The organism is Bacteroidia bacterium, assembly GCA_037045145.1.
Taxonomy (GTDB): domain Bacteria; phylum Bacteroidota; class Bacteroidia; order AKYH767-A; family OLB10; genus OLB10.
In genome coordinates this window covers 1,008,319-1,029,189 of the sequence record JBAOIA010000011.1, presented here as the reverse complement: position 1 = coordinate 1,029,189, position 20,871 = coordinate 1,008,319, and the positions used below count along the sequence as shown (strand labels likewise).

The window sequence follows — 20,871 nt, the reverse complement described above, 5'->3', positions numbered from 1 at the left end:
TAAGGGCTTTTGTATCCTAAGTTACATCAGCAATAAGGTTCAATAATCAAGCTAAGTTCAAGCTCCTGACTTCATTCTTGGTTAATGAAATAACTTCTGTCAATTGCTGAATCAATTCATTCATTCCGGTAAGGTCACCAAGTTTTCCTTTTTCTTCTATGATACGGCAAACTTCTGATAATCTCTTTGCACCAATATTGAGAGCGCTTCCTTTTAATTTATGTGAAGCTTTATACAAACCATTGGCATCATGTTCATTGAAAAAATTACTCATATCGGCATGTAGGTTATCCATCTGTTTAAGAAAAAGTTCAAAAATATTTTTTACAAAAGATGTATCATCTCCTACAGCCATTGCCTTCAGTCTTTCAATGGTTTGCTTGTCAATCAAAGGTTCATCATTTTGTGCAGCCTTGCTTTTTAAAATCACCTCACCCCATTTTTCGAGTAATGACTGCACAACTTCAATTCTGATTGGCTTGGTCGTATAGTCATTCATTCCTGCATCAAGACACTGCTTTTTATCATCTTCCAATGCAAATGCTGTCATGGCAATAATTATGCTGTTGTTGTTTAACTTGCGTAGCGCTGCTGTTGCTTCCAACCCATCCATTTCAGGCATTTGAACATCCATAAAAATTAGATCATACTGTTTTACAACAACTTTTTCAATCGCCAATTTACCATTCTCTACCACATCGGGTTTGTATCCTAACTTTTCCAACACTGTCACTGCAAGCGTTTGATTGATTGGATTATCTTCAGCTATCAGGATCTGTAGTGGGTATTTCAACGACACCTGACTATCAAACACTGGCACAGCATCATCACCCCTGGCAAAAGATGTAGCACTGTCAATAAATGACTTTGTTAATACAGACGAAATTTTTATTGCATCAACACCTGCCGGCAATACGGCTTCAAAAAGTTTATTACCATAAATGATATCACCACCTGAAAAACTTGCATTGAATGCAAACACAGGAATATTTGATGAACGTATCTGTTCTTTTAATTCTTCTGCAAAAAGAAGATAATCCTGCATCTGAGCATCAAGAATCAGAGCATCGTAATTTGCATCAGATGCAAGTTCATTCTTTGCTTGCTCTAGTTGTGTAACTGATTGATGCAATATATGCCAGTCATTAAACAAATCGCTCAGATGCAAATCAAAATCAATGTTGGTTGAAAAAATTAAAATTCTTTTCCCTCTTAAAATTCTGAGATTTGAACGGACATTTCTTGCAGCAGCTATAGGTGCGGGTTGTGTTATTACGGTAAAATAAAATTCCGAACCGGCTCCGGGTTCACTCATCAATTCAATGGTGCCACCCATTAAAGTAACAAGCTTGGCACTGATGGTGAGACCAAGACCGGTGCCGCCAAACTTTCTGTAAGTGGAAGTATCTGCCTGCTGAAATGACTGAAATAATCTTTGTCTTTGTTCTTCGCTAATGCCTGAACCGGTGTCTTTCACAGAAAACTTGATGTTAAGCTTTTCTGACACTGATGGAACAAGCTGTGCAGTAATGAGAATATGTCCTTTTTCTGTAAACTTTATGGCATTACCTACCAAGTTTACAAGGACTTGTTTCAGACGCATGCTATCGCCCATCACATAGGCTGGAATGGTACTTTCAATATTATAAAACAGCTCAAGTCTTTTACCAAGTGCACGATAGTAGAGTAAATCAAATGTTTCTTCAATAACCTTTTTCAATTCAAATGGCTCATATTCGAGCTCCATCTTATCTGATTCAATCTTAGAAAAATCGAGAACGTCATTGATGATACTAAGCATATTCTCACTGCTCAACTGCAATGTACTCACATACTCTCTTTGTTTGTCATTAAGTGTTGTCATGCGAAGTAACTCAAGCATTCCAACGATGCCATTAAGCGGTGTACGGATTTCGTGACTCATTGTGGCAAGAAACTGAGATTTGGCAGCAGTAGCTGTTTCAGCAGTTTCTTTTGCCTTTACCAGTTCATTTTCAAAATGAACTCTTTGTGTTATATCACGACCAAATAAAGATACTCCTGTTACAATATTATGTTCGTCAACGACAGGTTGTAACGAAAATTCAAAATAGTTTTCCGTTCCGTTTCTGCTTACCTCGTCATTATAGGTAACTCTTTTTCCCCTCATAACCTCACTATGTCGCTGCGACCACAGCGTTTGATCTTGTTCTTTCAGTGCAGCACGAAAATCATCATCAACACTCAATATCTTTCCCACTGCGGCATTTAAAAACAACTGGCATGAATGATTGATAACGGTAATACGATGATTCATGTCTGTTGACAGAATCAAGTCTTTTGTATTCTCAATAACTGCATTAACATTGGCGCGAGCATTAGTTAGTTCCTGTTGCATCAGAATTGAATCTGTAACATCTTCTGCATAGATTCTCACTTCGCTATTATCGCTACTGCTGAAGAACGATTTAAGAAAATGCACTTTACCATTTTTATGGATAAATCTTATTGTGGCATTGGCTCTTTCCTCTTTACGGCAATTTGAAATGAGCTGTTGCCAACGCATTGTATCGGCAGGATGAATGAGCTGAACAACGGAAATGCGACCAAGCTCCATCTCATCATAACCAATTGTATTGATAAATGACGGACTGAAAGAAATTAACTCATTTCCAGAATCAATTACCAATTGGCTCCATCCATCATCGGGCAACACAACTTCAACATTAGCAGATTCAACAGGCTGTAAGTTTTTAATTGGTGTCCAATAGTACACCTGAATATCGTCCAAAGTTCCAGTCTGCAATTGTAATGCAAAAGGATCCTGATCGTTAATCTTCAGCACCGAAAAATTGTGCAAGGGTTTGTTTTCAATGATAAAATTCTGAAACAAATGTTGAAGTACACCAAGGTCCACCGTAATAAAATCTTCTGCTTCTTTACTCAGGTCAATAATTTTGCCATCAGTTGTAGTTATAAAATATTGGCCTGGAAGTGAAACGGATTCTTTTTCTGTTTTCTTTTCGAGTTCAGCAAATGCCAACAACTCTTCCTTTTCATTTTGCCTGATGGTTAACAAAACTTTCAGCTGCTGAAATGTTTCTACCAATATGTTATTAAAGTTTCCTGCTTTTGATTTTGCAAAAAGTTCCGTATCAGAAAAGTCATCTAACTTAAAAACTGTACGAATATCCATTTCAGCGTGTGAATCTATTCCAAGTAAATTCTGTGCTTCGCGATTGCAATACAATAACGCCAAATTATCTCTACTGAAAATCATTGCTGCAAATGGAAGTTTTTCAAGATTGTTTTCCAACAATTTTTCGCCATCCCTATTCATGCCTTGCCTGCGAAGGCTAAACCATTGGTAGAGGAAACTCAATACCATTGCAACAACAATGACAAAAAATAATTTTACGGGATCGGAACTTCCTGATGTTCCCGAAATGAGAATATATTCCAACGAGCCAAGAACAATTACATTGTACAGCAAAAGGTAAATGACATTGCGGATATGCAGATTGGAAAATAAAATAACCGTTACTAATAAAAACTCCGGATGACCGGCAAATTTATTCTTAAAAAGAAAAAACATCAGGTGAATTGTTAGCAACAAAAACATTCCTGAAAGCTGTTCTCCCGAATACTTTTTTGCAACAGGAACAAAAAAGCTGATAGCAAGCAATGCTAAAGGTATAAGTGCCATCCATGTAAGTGGCAGTAGCACATCAATAATTTTTTCACTAAAGAAAATACCGAAAATCAAATAACATATTGCTATAACCGCAAATAATATGCGGTTATACAGCACTTCTGATTCAGTGCTAACTGTGTTTATATTCTGCTTATTTCCGATAGAAGGCATCGTTTCTTATACGCAAAAATAGGTATTTGGTTAACCCTGAAATTGATTTTTTTAATGTTGATTGAATTGTTGTAAATACACAATACTAATTTGCCATAATCTTACATTTGCCGTCATGGCAGAAGGTAAAAATGTGTTGGGTTTAATGTCGGGAACTTCCTTAGACGGATTAGACCTTGCATTGGTTAATATTACAGATGCAATTGATGGCTTGAAGTATAAAATTGTTGCTGCAGAAACCATTGAATATGACCAAAAACAAAGAGATGCATTAGCCAATGCCAAAACACTTTCGGGCGAAAAACTTTTTGAGTTACATCACAAATTTGGAGTTTTACTGGGGCAATGCGCTTTAAATTTTTTAAAAAAACATCAGCTTACATGCGACTTGATTGCCTCGCATGGCCACACTGTTTTTCATCAGCCTGCTAATGGTTTTACTACACAAATTGGTCACGGTGCCGATATTGCTGCTACTTCGGGAATAACTACCGTTTGTGATTTCAGAAGTTTAGATGTTGCCTTAGGAGGACAGGGTGCACCATTGGTACCTTTAGGTGATGAATTGTTTTTTGGGGCTTACGATTTTTGTCTTAACCTTGGCGGAATTGCAAACATTTCCTTTAGGAAAAACAACAGGCGGATTGCTTTCGATATCTGTCCAGTTAATATGGCTTTAAATTATATAGCAACTGCTTGCGGGCACAAATTTGATTCTGATGGAAAAATTGCTGCTTCAGGAAAATTGAATACAGCACTCTTGGATAAACTTAATGCATTAGAATTTTACAGTAAACCCTATCCGCGTTCTTTGGGTGCTGAATGGTTTCATGAATATTTTCAACCTGTTTTAGATTCATCTAATGCTGCATTAAATGATAAAATGAACACCATTACACATCATATTGCAAAACAAATTGCTGATTCATTAAACATTTCGGACAATAAGTTGAATGCTACTTTACTTGTGACCGGTGGCGGAACAAAAAATAAATTTCTATTGCAAAAAATTCAAGAAAGTTCATCGGTACAAATTATTGTTCCGGACGAAAAAATAATTGATTTTAAAGAAGCATTGATATTTGCACTTTTAGGTTTTTTGAGAATAAACAACAATAAAAACACCCTTGCCTCTGTCACAGGAGCAAAATCCGATTCTGTGGGTGGTGCCGTTTATTTAATGGCCTAAGTCACAAATGTTAATTAAGAAGATTAATTGTTGTGGTTATTCCTCATCGTCAAATTGGAAAAAGTTTTCATCCAAATCGTCATCCTCTTCTTTCAGGATTTTGTTCTTCCAATTTTTTTCTTCACGATGGTTGGTCATTTTATGCTTTTTTGCATGATGGTCATCCGTTTCCCAATGATCTTTAATGGACTTTTTTTGCTCAAATCTTTGATTTCTCATGTCATTGAAAATAATAATTAGAATAATAAACTATTTTACTGCAAAACTGTTGTTGAGGTTTCAGAAACAGATGTTTTTTCAAAGGTTTTAAGCAGAAAAATTTAATATTTTCGTGCAAATTTTTTAAACATAATGCTGGATCTACTAAAGAAATTTGAAGAAAAGCGCCCTGAAATAGTATTTGAATGGAGTGATGCTGAAACAGGCGCTGAAGGGTGGCTTGTAATCAACAGCCTTCGCAATGGCTCTGCCGGTGGCGGTACACGCATGCGTAAAGGATGTGATAAGAGAGAAGTTGAATCGCTTGCCAAAACCATGGAAGTGAAGTTTACAGTGTCTGGCCCGCCAATTGGCGGTGCTAAGTCAGGAATTAATTTTGACCCTGCTGACCCAAGAAAAAATCAGGTTCTGGAGCGATGGTTTAAAGCTATAAAGCCATTGCTAAAAACATATTACGGAACAGGTGGTGATTTGAACATAGATGAAATTCATGATGTCATACCCATCTGCAATAAATTAGGAATATTACATCCACAGGAAGGCACAGCTGTTGGTCACTTTAACGATGGTGAAGAAAATATTAAAAAACGCATCAGTAATTTACAGCAAGGTGTATCACTCGAATTGAAAGATGCCTCACTATCACCTAATTTAAATAGTAAATACAGGGTAGCTGATATGATTACCGGCTATGGCGTAGCTTATGCAGTAAAATATTACTATGAGTTGTGGGGTGGAAAAATTTCTGAGAAAAGAGCCGTCATTCAGGGATGGGGCAATGTGGCTGCTGCTGCCGGATTTTATCTTGCACAAATGGGTGTAAAAATTGTAGGAATCATTGACAGAGATGGCGGGTTAATTAACGAAAAAGGATATTCTTTTGAAGAGATAAAGACTTTATTCAACAATCGTCAGGGGAACAAACTACATGCAGAAAATATGCTATCGCCACAACAAATGGCTGAGAAAGTATGGAATCTTGATGCAGAAATTTTTATTCCGGGTGCCGCTTCGCGATTGGTAACGCAAGAACAAATGCAATCGCTCATCAGCAAAAAACTTGAAGTCATTTCATGTGGTGCCAACGTACCTTTTGCCGATAAAGAGATTTTCTTCGGTCCCATTGGAATGTACTGCGACAAGCACATTAGTGTAATTCCGGATTTTATTGCTAATTGTGGAATGGCAAGAGTGTTTGCTTATTTGCATAATGCGAATGCCGTTATTGATGACCGTTTGATTTTTGATGATGCTGCAAACACCATTAAAAATGCATTACAGGACGTAATTGCAACACATAAAGATAAAAAAGGTATTGCTTCTGCTGCATTTGAAATAGCTCTTAAAAAACTATTATAATGGTGATAGATGTTCTGCAACAAAGGATATTAGGAAACACCGTTGAGGATTATCTGTGGTTTGCAGGACTTATTCTGGCAGGGCTTATTTTCAAGAATCTCATTTCCAGAATTCTGACTTTTTTACTTTTCAATGTTTTGAAAAAATATTTTAAAACTATTGGTGTAAAAAAATTTGTAGAGCTGACACAAAAACCTTTTTCTGCTACGCTGTTTCTGATATTCATTTACATTGCCTGTCGCTATGTGCATTTTCCTGATGAATGGAAACTTGCCTCAGAGAGTGAGTTTGGTCTGAGAATGACAATAAAATTACTTTTTCAGGTTGTAACTGTTTTTTTTATTACCTGGACTATCATTCGTATCATTGACTATATTGGTTTGGTGATGCGTGAAAGGGCGAATAAAACCACATCCAAAATGGATGATTTATTTGTTCCTTTTTTTGCATCCTCAATTAAAGCAATAACGGTAATCATCAGTATCCTTTTTATTTTGGGAGCTGTTTTTAAGCTCAATGTTGCAAGTATTATTGCCGGTTTAGGTATTGGAGGATTAGCTATAGCTTTAGCATCAAAAGATACCTTAGAAAATCTATTAGGGTCATTCTTGATTTTTATGGACAAACCTTTTGTGGTAGGTGATTTGGTAAAGACTGACAGTCTTCGTGGCCATATTGAAGAAGTCGGTTTCCGTTCAACTAAAGTTCGCACCATCGAAAAAACTTTAGTAATTGTTCCGAATAAAAAAATGATGGATGCAGAATTAGAAAACCAAACCGAAAGAACATTTTACCGGCATAGATTTGTTATTGGCTTAGTATATTCTACAACAGCTGATCAGATTCAGAATATCATTCAGCAAATATTGAATATGCTCAATGAACATCCTTTAGTTAATGAGAATCCAAATGTTTACTTTACCAACCTAGCGGCAAGTGCTTTAGAGATTGAAGTCATTTATTTTGTAAAAACACAAGAGCTTAGCGACTTTGAAAACACAAGGCAGGAAGTCAATTTTGCGGTAATGAAAATAGTAGCTGATAATAAAAGTGATTTTGCATTTCCAAGCACTTCGGTTTATATTGAGAAGGAAGTGAAATAGTTTCTTTAATGTAATTATAAATTAAATAAAAAAAGAGCGAGGCTGGTCATGTTGACCAGCCTCGCTCTTAAAAAGACTAATTTCTCTTTTTATTTTTTCATGTTTTTACCCATAAAAGCAGCTAAATCCTTTCCGGCTTTGGCATAAGCTTCTGAAACACGTGTTCCTGTATCATAATCATAGCCACCAAAAGTGCGACCAGGAAATCTTAATCCCTGCATTTTACAAATTGGTTTTTCAGGATTGGCCGTTTCATAAATCGTAATCTCCAAATTGATAGATGCATTTTTTCTGGTCACATAAACGTTAAAACCAGGCTCGGTAAATGTGGTGCTTACTTTCATGGTATATTTGGCATCGGTAAAATCGCCAATTAGCATTGGTGACTTTTTATTGAACAACTCCACAAAACTTGGTTCAAATCTGTTTTTACGATCTGCCACCCAACTTTTTGCCCAGCTGTCACCACGTCCGGGTTCTTTGGCATTATACTCTTTGGTTTTTTTAGCAACATATTCTTCTTCTTTTGCAAAAGAGCCTACACCCATATTGCTATAGTCATAAACAACATTCAACTTAGTCTGTCCTTTCAGGTCGGCCAAGCTGCCATCCAGGATTTTAATTTTTTGTGCTGATGCAGTTCCAGTAAAAGCTGCAATAAATAATAATGATGCAATTTGCTTTTTCATAAATACATTTTTTTAATCAATAGTAAAAGTAATACTTTTTTTAAACCATGTTTTCACTATTAGTAATTACTTTTAGAGTAACGCTTGTTTCTTCAGAGAAAACTAATCTAATCCAATTTATGCAATGCCTTATTGATGTTATTAAAAATCCTATCTTCTATTTGTTCCAGTGAAGGCTTCATAAATTTCACCCCTGTAATATTTTCATACAACTCAATATAACGCTCCGATACCATCTGAACAATTTCGTCAGACATTTCAGGAACTGTCTGTCCTGCTAATCCCTGAAAATTATTTTCAATAAGCCATTGCCTCAAAAATTCTTTTGACAATTGTTTTTGAGGTTGCCCGAGTTTTTGTCTTTCTGCATAACCATCTGCATAAAAATATCGTGACGAATCGGGTGTATGGATTTCATCAATCAGATAAACCTTGTCCTGATGAACTCCAAATTCATATTTTGTATCTACTAAAATCAACCCACGCTGTGCAGCCATCTCCGAGCCTCTTTGAAACAATTTTCTGGTATAGAGTTCTGCCTGCTCATAAACCGTAGCATCTACAATACCTTGTTTAATTATTTCTTCTCTGCTGATGTCCTGATCATGACCATGAGCAGCTTTTGTGGTAGGAGTTATTATTGGCTCAGGCAAGGCATCACTTTCATTCAATCCATCGGGTAATTTAACACCACATAAAATTCTCTTTCCCTGTTTGTATTCACGCCAGGCATGACCTGAAAGATATCCTCTGATAACCATCTCTACTTTCAAAGGTTTGCAAGGAATACCTATAGATACCTGAACATCAGGGATATCAACAATCCAATTGGGTACTAAATCGGCTGTTGCCCGCATAAAATGAGCAGCTATCTGATTTAAAACTGCCCCTTTAAAAGGAATAGCACGTGGTAAAACCACATCAAATGCCGAAACACGATCTGTAACAACCATTACAAGCCATTTGTTATCAATAGAATAGACATCTCTGACCTTGCCTTTATAAAAAGCCGTTTGTCCCTGAAATTTAAAGTTTGTTGATGATAAAGCCTGCATACAGCACATTTTGTGGCCGTAAAATTATTCTTATTTTTAGACCATTAAAATTATTTTATCAAGTGTGCAACTTTTTGAAGAAAAAACGCACTTACATTACACTAAATGGATGAGCGGTCAGGAGAAAATTTCGGGAAAGCAGAAAGCCTTCACAGATGCCTATCAACTATTACATGATAAGTTGGTTCGCTTTGTGCAGTCTATGGTATATAACCGGGAGGATGTAAAAGATATTGTTGCAGAGACAATGTTGGTAGCTTATGAAAAGTTTGAAACCATTCGCCATAAAGATGCATTATTGAGCTATTTGTTTACCGTTTCAAGCAGGTTGGTTTATAAGCTTCAGGATAAAAAAAAGCAAATCTATACAGCCTTTGACCCGGAACAAGCAGAGCAAGTGAGTGATGATCATACCGGTGCCGACAGTAAAGTTCAGCTAAATGAATTGTATAATGCCTTAGATCAATTGCCGTTAAAACAGAAAGAAGCCATAGTGTTGTTTGAAATCTCCGGGCTATCATTATCAGAAATTCAACAAATTCAGGGAGATAGTCTTTCTGCTGTGAAAAGCAGGATTGCCCGGGCACGTGAGTCACTTAAAAAAATATTAGAAGAAGAAATTGTATAATTGTAAATTACTTTTTTTACCATGGAAAATAACAAAATGAATAAATTGTTCGATGCAGCAAGAAATGCAGAACCAGTAGTCTCGCTGGATGAAAGCATAGAACAATTTAACAAAGAAGTTGAAGGGAAAGAAACCACTTCGATTTACATGAAATGGCTAAAGCCTGTTATTGCTGTTGCAACACTTGCCGTTGTAGGAGGAGGAGTTTATTTTTTAATTCAAAATCAAGGTCAGCAAAACGCAGAGCCCTCTCAGGAAAATACAGTGCAAACAGAACAACCTGCCGTGCAGGCAACAGAAACACAACCTGCTGCTACCGTTGAACAACCTCAGTCAAAAGACGAAAACATTGAAGCAGTAACATCTTCAACAAAAACTGAAATCACCAATCCTACTCCGATAAAAAATAAAGTGACACATGCTGTAGGCGCAAATGATAATTACATTGTTGAAACACAAACAGTGAATATTAATAATGAAACCGGAGCATTTAAAATCTCGATAAGTGATGATGTTGAACGAATTGTTCTTAATGGTAAAGAGGTAGAGAAGTCTGAATGGTCAAAATATCAAAATGAAGTAGCCGAAGCCATGGCAGCAAAAAGCTCAATGGGTATTAATAAAGAGAATGCAGCAAACAAGAAATTTGTTGATTACATGTTTTCGACATTAAAAGAAAATGGCCTCATAAAAAACAATCTTTCTGCAATCAAACTCAGCAACGAGATGTTGTTGATTGAAGGACAAGAAGCAGACTCTGCAATTCATAAGCAGTTGTTGAAAGAGTACAAAAAAATTACAGGCAACGACCTTGGCTTCCGAACACTTTATTTTAACTGATTACTTTTAACTGCGAACGAACTTTTTGGGCTTTTAAAATTGCCTCGTCAACAGTAGCTGCCGTTACAGTTACATGCCCCATTTTACGATACGGCTTGGTGATTTTCTTACCATATAAATGTATGTGAACATCACCAATGTTTAATACCTCCTGCACACCGGAATAAATTGCCTTACCATTAGAATCTTTATCTCCTAAAAGGTTAACCATTGCAGCAGGCAAAACAGTTGCTGTGTTTCCAAGTGGTAAATTGAGAATAGCCCTAAGAAGTTGCTCGAATTGCGAAGTATGATTGGCTTCAATGGTATGATGTCCGCTGTTGTGTGGTCGTGGTGCAATTTCATTAATCAGCACTTGCCCTTCTTTTGTAACAAACATCTCTACAGCAAGTAGCCCAACCATATTCAGCTTACTGATTAAATTTTCTGCTATTGAAATTGCCTTCTGCTGCAGACTTGCTGAAGTTTTTGCAGGAGAAAAAAGTAATTCAACTAAATTAGCTTCTGTATTAAACTGCATTTCTACAACAGGATATGATTTTATTTCTCCTGAATTATTTCTTGCTGTAATTACTGCTATTTCTGCGGCAATAGCTACTTTATCTTCTATTACACTTGGTGCCTCGAATATCCGACTCATGTCCGCTGCATCATTAACAACCAGCACACCTTTTCCATCATAACCACCCTTGCGAAGTTTTTGAACAAATGGAAACTCATGCTTTATCTGTTCAGGTTTTTCTACTAAATAAAATGGCGCTGTAGGTAAATTATTTTTCTGATAAAACTCTTTCTGAAGGCCTTTATCCTGAACCATTTCAAGGATTTGAGGTTGAGGATATACTTTTTTTCCCAGTTTTTCCAGTTCGTACAAAGCTTCAATGTTTACATGTTCTATTTCAATGGTAATAATATCACAATCATTACCAAAAGCCATGACAGCCTGATAATCGCCAAAGTCGCCATGTTCAAATGTTTTGCACATATAGCGGCAAGGTGCAGACTCGTCAGGGTCAAGCACATGAATAGAAAGATTGTAATCGGCAGCTTTTTGCAACAACATTCTGCCAAGTTGCCCACCACCTAAAACACCGATAACAATATTGGGATTGAACGTATTCATAATTAACGCTATTTATTTAACAAAAATAAAGAACCTATAGCAATGAAAACAAATTAAGTTAAGAATAGAAACTCCATCTGCCATAGGGAATTTATTTTTACTTTAGCGGCACTCAAAAAAATGGCAATGAGCGAAGTTACCATACTAGATAAAACATTCACAATCATGATTCCGCGAAAGCAGATAGAAACCAGAATTCTGGAAATTGCACGCGATTTGAATGCTGAATATAAAGACAAAAACCCGGTGTTTATTGGTGTGCTTAATGGTGCTTTCCTTTTTATGGCAGATTTATTCCGCAACATTGAGACGCCCTGCGAAATTTCTTTTATCCGTGTTTCATCCTACAGCGGAACAGAATCTACCGGGCAAATGAAAAATGTAGTTGGTCTTTCGGGAAATATAAACAACAGACACGTTATCATTGTTGAAGATATTGTTGATACCGGTGAGACAGTTTCCTATCTGATGCAGGAAATATCCAAACATCAACCTGCATCGGTTAAACTGGCAACACTACTTTTTAAACCACAGGCATTAAAGAAGCAAGTTGCAGTTGACTATGCAGGGTTTGAAATTCCACCTGCATTTGTTGTAGGTTATGGCTTAGACTATGATGGCTATGGACGAAATCTTCAGGACATATATGTTCTAAAAGAATAAAACACAATGAGAAATTTATTACCAAAACCTCTTTAAATTATTAACATGCTCAACATTGTATTATTTGGTCCTCCGGGTGCAGGCAAAGGAACACAGGCAGAAAAACTTATTCAGCAATATGGCCTCATACATTTATCAACCGGTGATTTGCTTCGAAATGAAATTGCAGCACAAACCAAATTAGGCCTTGAAGCTAAAAAGCTAATGGACCAAGGTATATTAGTGCCTGATGAAGTTGTTATAGGTATGATAGAATCAAAACTTGACGCCAACCCGATAGCCAAAGGGTTTATTTTCGATGGTTTTCCACGAACTTCTGCGCAAGCATCGGCACTCGATAATTTATTAGAGCAAAAAGACACTTCAATTTCAATGATGCTTGCATTAGAAGTAACAGAAACTGAATTATCGAAGCGCTTATTGTTACGTGGAAAAGATTCCGGTCGTCCGGATGACCAAAATCCTGAAATTATTAAAAAGCGTATTAACGAATACAACAATAAAACAGCTCCGGTTGCAGACTATTATCGTAAGCAGAATAAATATTACGGTATTAATGGCATTGGAAGTATTGATGAAATTTTTAATCTTTTGTGTAAAGCAATAGATAAATAACTCGAATATCAAACAAATAAAAAGATGAAATTTTTTATAGACACAGCCAATCTGGCACAGATAAAAGAAGCAAATGATTTAGGCGTACTCGATGGTGTAACAACAAATCCATCATTGATGGCTAAAGAAGGAATAAAAGGAAAAGCAGCTGTAATGAAACATTACGTTGACATCTGTAACATAGTAAAAGGCGACATCAGCGCTGAAGTTATTGCCACTAATTATGACGGCATTGTTGCAGAAGGTGAAGAATTAGCCAAATTGCATGAGCAGATAGTTGTTAAAGTGCCTATGATAAAAGATGGGATAAAAGCCATTCACTATTTTACTTCAAAAGGAATAAAGACCAATTGTACTTTAGTTTTTTCTGCAGGACAGGCATTGCTTGCTGCCAAAGCAGGCGCCACCTATGTTTCGCCATTTATTGGCCGCCTGGATGATGTGAGTACCGATGGCTTGCAACTAATTAGTGAAATCCGGCAGATTTATGACAACTATGGTTTTCACACACAAATTCTTGCGGCCAGCATCCGCCATGCCATGCACATTATAAACTGTGCTAAGTTGGGTGCTGATGTAGCTACTTGTCCGTTGACAGCCATTACCGATTTATTAAAACATCCTTTGACAGACATCGGGCTTGAAAAATTTCTGGCCGATGCTAAGAAGTTTGTGTAAAATTTTCAATGCAATGAAATGAAAAAAAACAAAGAAGTTGTTGCTAAAAAAAACAACAACAAAACTTTTAATAAACCATCAGGTGAAACAACCTTAATAAAACCTGAGAATTTTTTTGTAAAAAATGAGACTTTAATATTTTTTTCAATACTGCTTATATCATTGGTTTTTTCAGTTTTACTCTTTGATATTAAGATGAGTGAAGGCAATGACGATTCTGACTATATAGAAGGTGCATTTAAACTTACCAAAGACTTCAAAAGTTACTACAGTACCAAAGCACCACTCTATCCGATATTTTTAAGCTTACCGGTTAGTCTGTTTGGTATTAATCTGCCAATTCTTAAATCACTTTCTATTTTATTTAGTCTGTTGAATTTAACTGCAATATATTATGCATTTCGCAAACTAATACCTTACTCTGTCTTATTTGCTGTATTAATTTTCACCGGAATAAACAGCTACTTTTTATACTTTGCAAGCCAAACCTATTCAGAAGCATTCTTTTGTTTTTTACAAGCTTTGTTATTTATCGCACTACGACCCATTCTAATTGCCTCTAAAGAAGATAATATTCCTTTAGCTAAATATTTAATATTTGGGATAATTCTCACCTTGTTGTCCTTAACAAAAAATATCACTGTAGGTGCAATTGCTGCAGTAGCCCTATATTTTATTCTTAATCGCGATTTTAAAAAATTAGCTTATGCATTTGGTTCTTTTGTAGTAGTGCGTGGAATATTCGAAACAATAAAATCTTTTATCTGGGGTTCACAAAATCAGTTCAGTAATCAGTATCAGATTCTAATTCAGAAAGACCCTTACAATGCATCAAAAGGAGTAGATGATTTTGGGGGATTTGTTGACAGACTTTTTTCGAATACAAGTATTTATATTGGCAAAAGACTTTATCAGATTTTAGGATTTGTTTCATCGGACAATACAAAAACTAATGCAGGTCTAGTATTGATTACATTTGTTTTTGTTGGAATTGGTTTGTATTTTATCTTCAAGAATAAAAACAGAATCATGCAATTTACCTTTTTGTATGTAATGTTGATGGCAGGGTTAACTTTTTTTGTTCTACAAACTTCATGGGATCAACCGCGTATGGTCTTAGTTTATGTTCCATTTATACTGATGATTACTTTTTATGGACTTTACTATACTTTTCAAAACACTCCTGCACTGCGCAGCTTTGTTTTTCTTATTGTCAGTATCATTATAATAATGAGCAGCCTGATAAAAACAATTGATAAGTCTTTAGCCAATTTACCTATTTTAAAAAAGAATATGGGTGGTGATATATATTACGGTTATACTGAAGATTGGACAAACTTTTTAAAACTAAGTCGTTATTGTGGTGACAGTCTTCCCGAAACGGCCTATGTAGTTTCACGAAAAGCACCAATGTCATTTATTTATTCAAACGGCAAATCTTTTTACCCTATTTATACTGTACCAAGCACTGACCCTGATTCTGTACTTGCATTGTTAAAAGAGAATAAAGTAACACATGTGTTGATTGCAAGTTTAAGGCGTAATCCGAAAAAGAATGATGGCTATGTCATCAACACATTACATAGAATGATGGGGCCTGTAGGTCAGAAATATCCTGATAAATTAAAATTAGTGAAGCAAGTTGGAACAAGTGAGCCTTCTTACCTTTATGAAATAAAATATTGATGAGCGATAGAATTTCAAACGAATTAGAGCATGGCAAAAAGCTTCTGGAAGGTGGCGCAGAAGCAATATGGAATTGGGACAGCCCAGCCGGAAAAGTAAGAGCTGACAAACGCGCAGATTTAATAGCTAAATATGCACATGCAGATAAAAGCAGCACTGTATTAGAAATTGGTTGTGGAACAGGACTTTTCTCTGGTAAGTTTTATCAACGGACAGGAGCAAAAGTCATTGCAACTGACCTTTCGCCCGAATTACTAAACGTTGCAAAAGAGAAATATCCCGAAGTGGAGTTTGTTTTGGCAGATGCCATGAAACTTCAATTTGATGCTAATACATTTGATGTTGTTTTTGGAAGTTCCGTTTTACATCATTTAGAATTCGAACGCTCGCTTAATGAAATTCTCAGAGTTTTAAAACCAGGGGGGCGTATGGTTTTTGCTGAACCTAACATGATTAATCCTCAGATTTTTGTTCAAAAGAATATTCCATTTATTAAAAAATGGCTTGGCGATTCTCCAGATGAAACTGCTATCAACCGTTGGGAATTTAGTAAACTGCTTGCACACATAGGATTTAACCAAATAAATATTTTTCCGTATGACTTTTTACATCCTGTTGTGCCCGGCTTCCTGATTTCTACTGTTGATACTATTGGAAAAATTGTAGAGAAAACACCTCTGTTAAAAGAAATTGCAGGCTCAGTAATTATTGTTGCAGAAAAACCTGTTTAATCAACCAGAAACTTCTTGGTTATTACATTCTTGTTTGAAACAAATTGAGCAATGTAAACTCCATAGTGTAAAGGATTTGTCTCTATTATCATATTAGATTCGTCTATGGGAATTGAATACACTTGCTTTCCCAAAGCATCATAAAGCATTAAAAAACCATTTTGATTAGCTTTAACATGGATAGTTACACTTCCTTTTATATGATTTTGTTTTACAAATAACAATCCGGCTTGATTAACTTCTTTAAACCCAACAGCCGAGGCACAAACTGATACATCATCAATAAAATTCCCCAAACTTGCCAAATTTCCTCCTGAATAAACCGAGTTAAAACTAACCCTATAATAACCTGATGCTGGCACTGTGTAGTTGATTACATAATACCCCCATGAGGAAGTACTATCGGCAAAATATCCTAAAACTACAGGAAGATTATTTTGAGTTCCTAAAGAAACGCTCATAGTATCAACACCAACTCTTGCTCTGTGTGCAAAACTAATGGTTAAAAAATCTCCTGCTGAAAAATACACCTCCTGATAAACACTAGCCATTTCATTAGCATTGATTTCCAAAAACTGATTACCGCTGTAAGACACAACACCTTGAAAACCTGAATACCATAATTCCAAAATGCTATCTGTCGCTGTTGTTTGCCAACAACTCATTGCAGAATTACTTACAAGATGAGGAGACGAAATAACCGAAGGGCTTTCAAAATCACCATTACATATCAGTTCACAATTCTGTGAAAATGACTTCAAGTTGCAAAAAAGCATTGCACAAATCAAGTTCAAAACAACCTTTTTCATAGTTTACAAATTCTATTTTCAAAAGTACAATTTAAACCTCAGAAACAAATATTATTCCATACTATAAATCTAAAATATTTAAAATGAATCATTAAATTGATTCTTCAGAATAAAAAACAATTTGTTGCACAATTACATTATTTGCCTTATGTTTGAGTTCGTCAATTCAAGCTTATGAGGTCAATTTTATCATTCCTAATACTGACATTTTTTTACTACACCACTCCTGCCCAATCCTACCTTACATCCGGAGGTGCAAAGGCATCATCCATGAGCGATGCTGCTGTTACCATCAGTGATGTTTTTGCTGCGTTCAACAATCAGGCTTGCCTGTCCCTGCTCGAAAAACCTGAAACTGGTTTAGCTATTCAGAATCGTTTTGGAATGAAAGAACTCAACACACTTTCTGCTGCTTTTGCCTTGCCTCTGTCAGAAAACAAAGGCGTATTTGCGCTGAGTGTCAACCGTTATGGATACAAACTTTTTAATCAGAATAAAATTGGGTTGGCTTATGCTAAAAGACTTAGTCCTGTATTCAGTGCCGGAATTCAGGCAGATTATCTGAACACACACATTGATGAAGGCTATGGAAACAAATCGTCATTTACAATTGAGGGTGGTGTGCTGGCTGAGTTTAACAAACTAAAAGCAGGCATCCACATTTTTAATCCGCTACATGTAAAACTTACCGATTATGATGATGAACGAATTCCTGTAATTATCAAGGCAGGTATTAGTTATTCTTTTTCTGAAAAAGTTCTGGCAGCAGTAGAAATTTTTAAATCTATTGACAGAAAAGAAACTTATAAAATTGCTCTCGAATATCATCCGGTTAAAGCACTTTATGTTCGTGGAGGTGTAAGCACAGAACCTGTTCAGCTCACCTTTGGTTTCGGTTTAAAGTTTTCACAATTTTATGCTGACTTTACCTCTGGTTATTTTGAACCATTAGGCTACAGTCCGGGATTGGCTTTGCGTTATGCTTTTTAATCATGAAAACAATTCAACTGCTTTTTATTTCACTATTATTCTTCAACATTACAGTTGCTCAGGTAGTTCCGCCACAAGACGACAGCAAGATTGAAGAGAAAGTTGAGAATATTGCAAATACAGCAGATGAGTCTGCTGACCTGACTGAGCTGACAGAGCAACTTCAGCAATTAGCTGCCAACCCAATAAATCTGAATAAAGCAACTCGTGAAGATTTGTTACAGACAGGATTGTTTAGCGAGGTGCAGGCAGATGCTATCATTGAACACCGTGAAATTTCAGGAAAATTTATTTCTTTATACGAACTTCAGTCGATAGACTTTCTTTCATTAGAAGACATTGAAGAAATTTTACCTTATGTGACGGTTGGAAACACAGAGGACATTAAAACAACTTTTAAAAAAATATTTACTGATGGCAACAGCAGGCTTATTGTTCGTGGTCAACGTTATCTCGAAAAACAAAAAGGATTTCGCGACAGCACTGCATCAGACAAGGTTCATCCTGCCTATCCCGGAAGCCCATGGAAACTATATACACAATATCAGTATCGCTACAAGCAAAGATTTAGTTTTAACTTAACAGCAGAAAAAGATCAGGGGGAAGAATTTTTTAAAGGCTCGCAAAAAAATGGTTTTGACTTTTACTCTGCACATTTAGCTATTCGTGATTTCGGAATTATTAAGCGTGCTGTTATTGGTGACTATGATTTATTTTATGGCCAAGGATTGACATTATGTACAGGTCTGTCGTTCGGAAAATCGCCTGATGTTGCTGCTGTTCGTAAATTTTCTACAGGTATTAGGCCTTATACATCTCTAAACGAATCCAGTTTTAAAAGAGGAGTTGCCGTATCTGTTGGGAAACAAAACTGGAATGCCGATGCTTTTTACAGCAACAGAAAATTAGATGCCAACCTGAGTTCTATCATAGATACAACATTTGAGCAACAAGATATTTTTACTTCCTTCATTGAGTCGGGTTATCATCGTACTACAAGCGAACTTGAAAACAAAAATACCATACGTGAACAATTGTATGGTGTTAATGCAGGATACACATCACGCAACTTTTCGGCAGGAATAACCACAGTTCATGCAGGCTATGACAGACCCTTGCAACGTTCGCTTCAGCTTTACAACCGTTTTGACTTCGGTGGAAAACAATTTACCAAAGTGGGCATTGATTATAGCTGGCTGTTTCGAAACATCAATTTTTTTGGAGAATTTTCAAGAAGTGATAATGGTGCAATTGCTTATGTCAATGGTGCTATCATCAGCTTAGGGACCACTGTTAGTGTTTCTGTAGTGAACAGAAATTATCCTCGAGATTTTAATTATCTATATGCAAGTGGATTTGGTGAGTCAAGTACAACAAGAAATGAAAAAGGAACGTATGCAGGTATTGTAATCAAACCAAATCGTTATTGGAGTTTTAACGGATATTTAGATCGTTTTACATTTCCATGGCTGCGTTTTGGTGCCGATGCACCTTCAAAAGGTTATGAATATTTATGGCAAATATCATGGAATCCATCAAGGCAATTTGAAATTTATTTCCGAAACAGACAAACACAAAAAGAAGAAAACAGCAGTGCTGAAGCCATTGCAGATTATCTTGTATTTAAAAAACAGAACAATTATCGCTTTAACCTTACCTACAAAATTTCCAAATCTGTTGCTATTAGAAATCGTATTGAATGGGTCAGGATTAATTATGAAGAAAAAACCAATGAAAATGGCTTCATGATATATCAGGATATTTTATTTAAGCCACTCAGCTCCCCTATTTCAGGTTCTGTACGTTACGGACTATTTGATACCGACAGCTATGATTCAAGAATTTATGCCTTTGAAAATGACATTCTTTATTCTTACTCTATTCCATCATTCTATAATCGCGGGTTCCGTTATTATTTAACACTTCGCTATAAAGTAACCAAAGGTGTGGATATATGGTTCCGATTTGCACAGACTGTTTATACCAATCAAAAAACATTTGGATCAGGGCTTGATGAAATAAATAATAATAAAAGAAGTGAAATAAAGTTACAGGTAAGGTATCAGTTTTAGTATTTTTGCAATGATGAGGATTTGGGGTTTGAAATTATTGGTTTTAATATGGGTAGTATTTACCGGCTACTGGTTGCTGCCATTAAAAAAACCTAAAGCTTATCGCGAAGACAGCGAGCCTAATACAATTTTAGCTACCCAGCAATTCTGCGAACCACAATGTGCCGATATTATCATTAAAAGAGGGGAATTGATTATTCCTGACAGTTTAAAAAAAATGTATCCTGAATTACGAAAAGATGTTGCTCTTATCGTTGGCAGTTCACCATTTAAGAAATCAAAAAGTGCACTCATGTTTTCATACGACTTTGTTATGTCTGGTCATGTAGAACGGGTTGGCTTTACACAGCAGGAAGGGTATGTCCCGGTGTTTCATGTTGAAGAATGGTTTCCGACACAATACATTGCCAGGTTCTGGAAGCTGACACATAACAGCGAGTTGCTTTATCTGATAAATCTGAATATAGGACTGCCATTGCTGTTATTTTATTTTTTTAAGCAAGGCTCATCACTCAACAAGTTTTTTTAATGTTGCATTTGCTGACAATGAATTTATACTGACGATTTAGCACCAAGAA

At 36.1% G+C, this 20,871-nt stretch carries 19 protein-coding genes; 13 read left to right on the top strand and 6 right to left on the bottom strand.

The features are described 5' to 3' along the window. Positions 1-46: 46 nt before the first annotated feature. Positions 47-3,844 carry a response regulator gene (locus tag V9G42_05545; GenBank protein MEI2758885.1) on the bottom strand — a complete coding sequence of 1,266 codons (3,798 nt, stop codon included), beginning with the start codon at positions 3,842-3,844 and terminating at the stop codon, positions 47-49. A gap of 115 nt (positions 3,845-3,959) precedes the next feature. Here V9G42_05545 and V9G42_05540 point away from each other — a divergent pair, with 115 nt between their 5' ends. After that, positions 3,960-5,033 carry an anhydro-N-acetylmuramic acid kinase gene (locus tag V9G42_05540; protein ID MEI2758884.1) on the top strand — a complete coding sequence of 358 codons (1,074 nt, stop codon included), beginning with the start codon at positions 3,960-3,962 and terminating at the stop codon, positions 5,031-5,033. A 36-nt stretch (positions 5,034-5,069) separates the two neighbouring features. Here the strand turns inward: V9G42_05540 and V9G42_05535 are convergent, their stop codons facing one another. Beyond that, positions 5,070-5,252, bottom strand: coding sequence for a hypothetical protein (locus V9G42_05535; protein MEI2758883.1), 183 nt, complete (start codon positions 5,250-5,252; stop codon positions 5,070-5,072). Between the two features lie 132 nt (positions 5,253-5,384). Here V9G42_05535 and V9G42_05530 point away from each other — a divergent pair, with 132 nt between their 5' ends. Together V9G42_05530 and V9G42_05525 are read left to right on the top strand one after the other, a co-directional pair. Further along, positions 5,385-6,611, top strand: a complete 1,227-nt coding sequence (locus V9G42_05530; GenBank protein MEI2758882.1) for a Glu/Leu/Phe/Val dehydrogenase dimerization domain-containing protein — start codon at positions 5,385-5,387, stop codon at positions 6,609-6,611. Then, positions 6,611-7,714, top strand: a complete 1,104-nt coding sequence (locus V9G42_05525; GenBank protein MEI2758881.1) for a mechanosensitive ion channel family protein — start codon at positions 6,611-6,613, stop codon at positions 7,712-7,714. Before V9G42_05530 ends, V9G42_05525 begins: the two co-directional genes overlap by 1 nt. 89 nt (positions 7,715-7,803) lie before the next feature. On the opposite strand, the gene V9G42_05520 is transcribed toward V9G42_05525, so the two are convergent. Both V9G42_05520 and V9G42_05515 read right to left on the bottom strand, forming a co-directional pair. After that, positions 7,804-8,403 (bottom strand): hypothetical protein, encoded by a 600-nt coding sequence (locus V9G42_05520; GenBank protein MEI2758880.1) that lies wholly within the window; start codon positions 8,401-8,403, stop codon positions 7,804-7,806. A gap of 107 nt (positions 8,404-8,510) precedes the next feature. Then, positions 8,511-9,458, bottom strand: a complete 948-nt coding sequence (locus V9G42_05515) for a phosphoribosylaminoimidazolesuccinocarboxamide synthase (GenBank protein ID MEI2758879.1) — start codon at positions 9,456-9,458, stop codon at positions 8,511-8,513. Between the two features lie 64 nt (positions 9,459-9,522). Here V9G42_05515 and V9G42_05510 point away from each other — a divergent pair, with 64 nt between their 5' ends. Then, entirely contained in the window at positions 9,523-10,086 is a 564-nt protein-coding gene (locus V9G42_05510; protein ID MEI2758878.1) for an RNA polymerase sigma factor, read from the top strand. A gap of 36 nt (positions 10,087-10,122) precedes the next feature. After that, the gene (locus V9G42_05505) at positions 10,123-10,926 is read left to right on the top strand and encodes a hypothetical protein (protein MEI2758877.1); all 804 of its coding nucleotides are present in this window, start codon (positions 10,123-10,125) and stop codon (positions 10,924-10,926) included. Here the strand turns inward: V9G42_05505 and V9G42_05500 are convergent. Then, entirely contained in the window at positions 10,919-12,049 is a 1,131-nt protein-coding gene (locus V9G42_05500) for a 5-(carboxyamino)imidazole ribonucleotide synthase (protein MEI2758876.1), read from the bottom strand. The two genes, V9G42_05505 and V9G42_05500, sit on opposite strands and share 8 nt — an antisense overlap. A 126-nt stretch (positions 12,050-12,175) precedes the next feature. Here V9G42_05500 and hpt point away from each other — a divergent pair, with 126 nt between their 5' ends. Genes hpt through V9G42_05475 form a run of 5 tightly spaced genes read left to right on the top strand, consistent with a single transcriptional unit; the run spans position 12,176 to position 16,422 of the window. Then, positions 12,176-12,712: a hypoxanthine phosphoribosyltransferase gene (gene hpt, locus V9G42_05495; protein ID MEI2758875.1), complete on the top strand. Its 537-nt coding sequence runs from the start codon at positions 12,176-12,178 to the stop codon at positions 12,710-12,712. Between the two features lie 45 nt (positions 12,713-12,757). After that, positions 12,758-13,327: an adenylate kinase gene (locus V9G42_05490; protein MEI2758874.1), complete on the top strand. Its 570-nt coding sequence runs from the start codon at positions 12,758-12,760 to the stop codon at positions 13,325-13,327. 24 nt (positions 13,328-13,351) lie between these two features. Beyond that, positions 13,352-14,005, top strand: a complete 654-nt coding sequence (gene fsa, locus V9G42_05485; GenBank protein MEI2758873.1) for a fructose-6-phosphate aldolase — start codon at positions 13,352-13,354, stop codon at positions 14,003-14,005. Positions 14,006-14,023: 18 nt separating this feature from the next. Beyond that, entirely contained in the window at positions 14,024-15,691 is a 1,668-nt protein-coding gene (locus V9G42_05480) for a hypothetical protein (protein ID MEI2758872.1), read from the top strand. Next, complete coding sequence (locus tag V9G42_05475) at positions 15,691-16,422, top strand: methyltransferase domain-containing protein (protein ID MEI2758871.1); 732 nt, start codon at positions 15,691-15,693, stop codon at positions 16,420-16,422. Before V9G42_05480 ends, V9G42_05475 begins: the two co-directional genes overlap by 1 nt. Here the strand turns inward: V9G42_05475 and V9G42_05470 are convergent. Beyond that, positions 16,419-17,183, bottom strand: coding sequence for a T9SS type A sorting domain-containing protein (locus V9G42_05470; GenBank protein MEI2758870.1), 765 nt, complete (start codon positions 17,181-17,183; stop codon positions 16,419-16,421). The genes V9G42_05475 and V9G42_05470 overlap by 4 nt on opposite strands. A 222-nt stretch (positions 17,184-17,405) precedes the next feature. On the opposite strand from V9G42_05470, the gene V9G42_05465 reads away from it, so the two are divergent. From V9G42_05465 to V9G42_05455, 3 genes are read left to right on the top strand one after another with little or no spacing between them, the layout of a single operon-like run. Beyond that, positions 17,406-18,221, top strand: a complete 816-nt coding sequence (locus V9G42_05465) for a hypothetical protein (GenBank protein MEI2758869.1) — start codon at positions 17,406-17,408, stop codon at positions 18,219-18,221. Between the two features lie 2 nt (positions 18,222-18,223). Further along, positions 18,224-20,293: a helix-hairpin-helix domain-containing protein gene (locus V9G42_05460; GenBank protein MEI2758868.1), complete on the top strand. Its 2,070-nt coding sequence runs from the start codon at positions 18,224-18,226 to the stop codon at positions 20,291-20,293. A gap of 10 nt (positions 20,294-20,303) precedes the next feature. Next, complete coding sequence (locus V9G42_05455) at positions 20,304-20,822, top strand: hypothetical protein (protein ID MEI2758867.1); 519 nt, start codon at positions 20,304-20,306, stop codon at positions 20,820-20,822. Positions 20,823-20,871 lie beyond the last annotated feature (49 nt).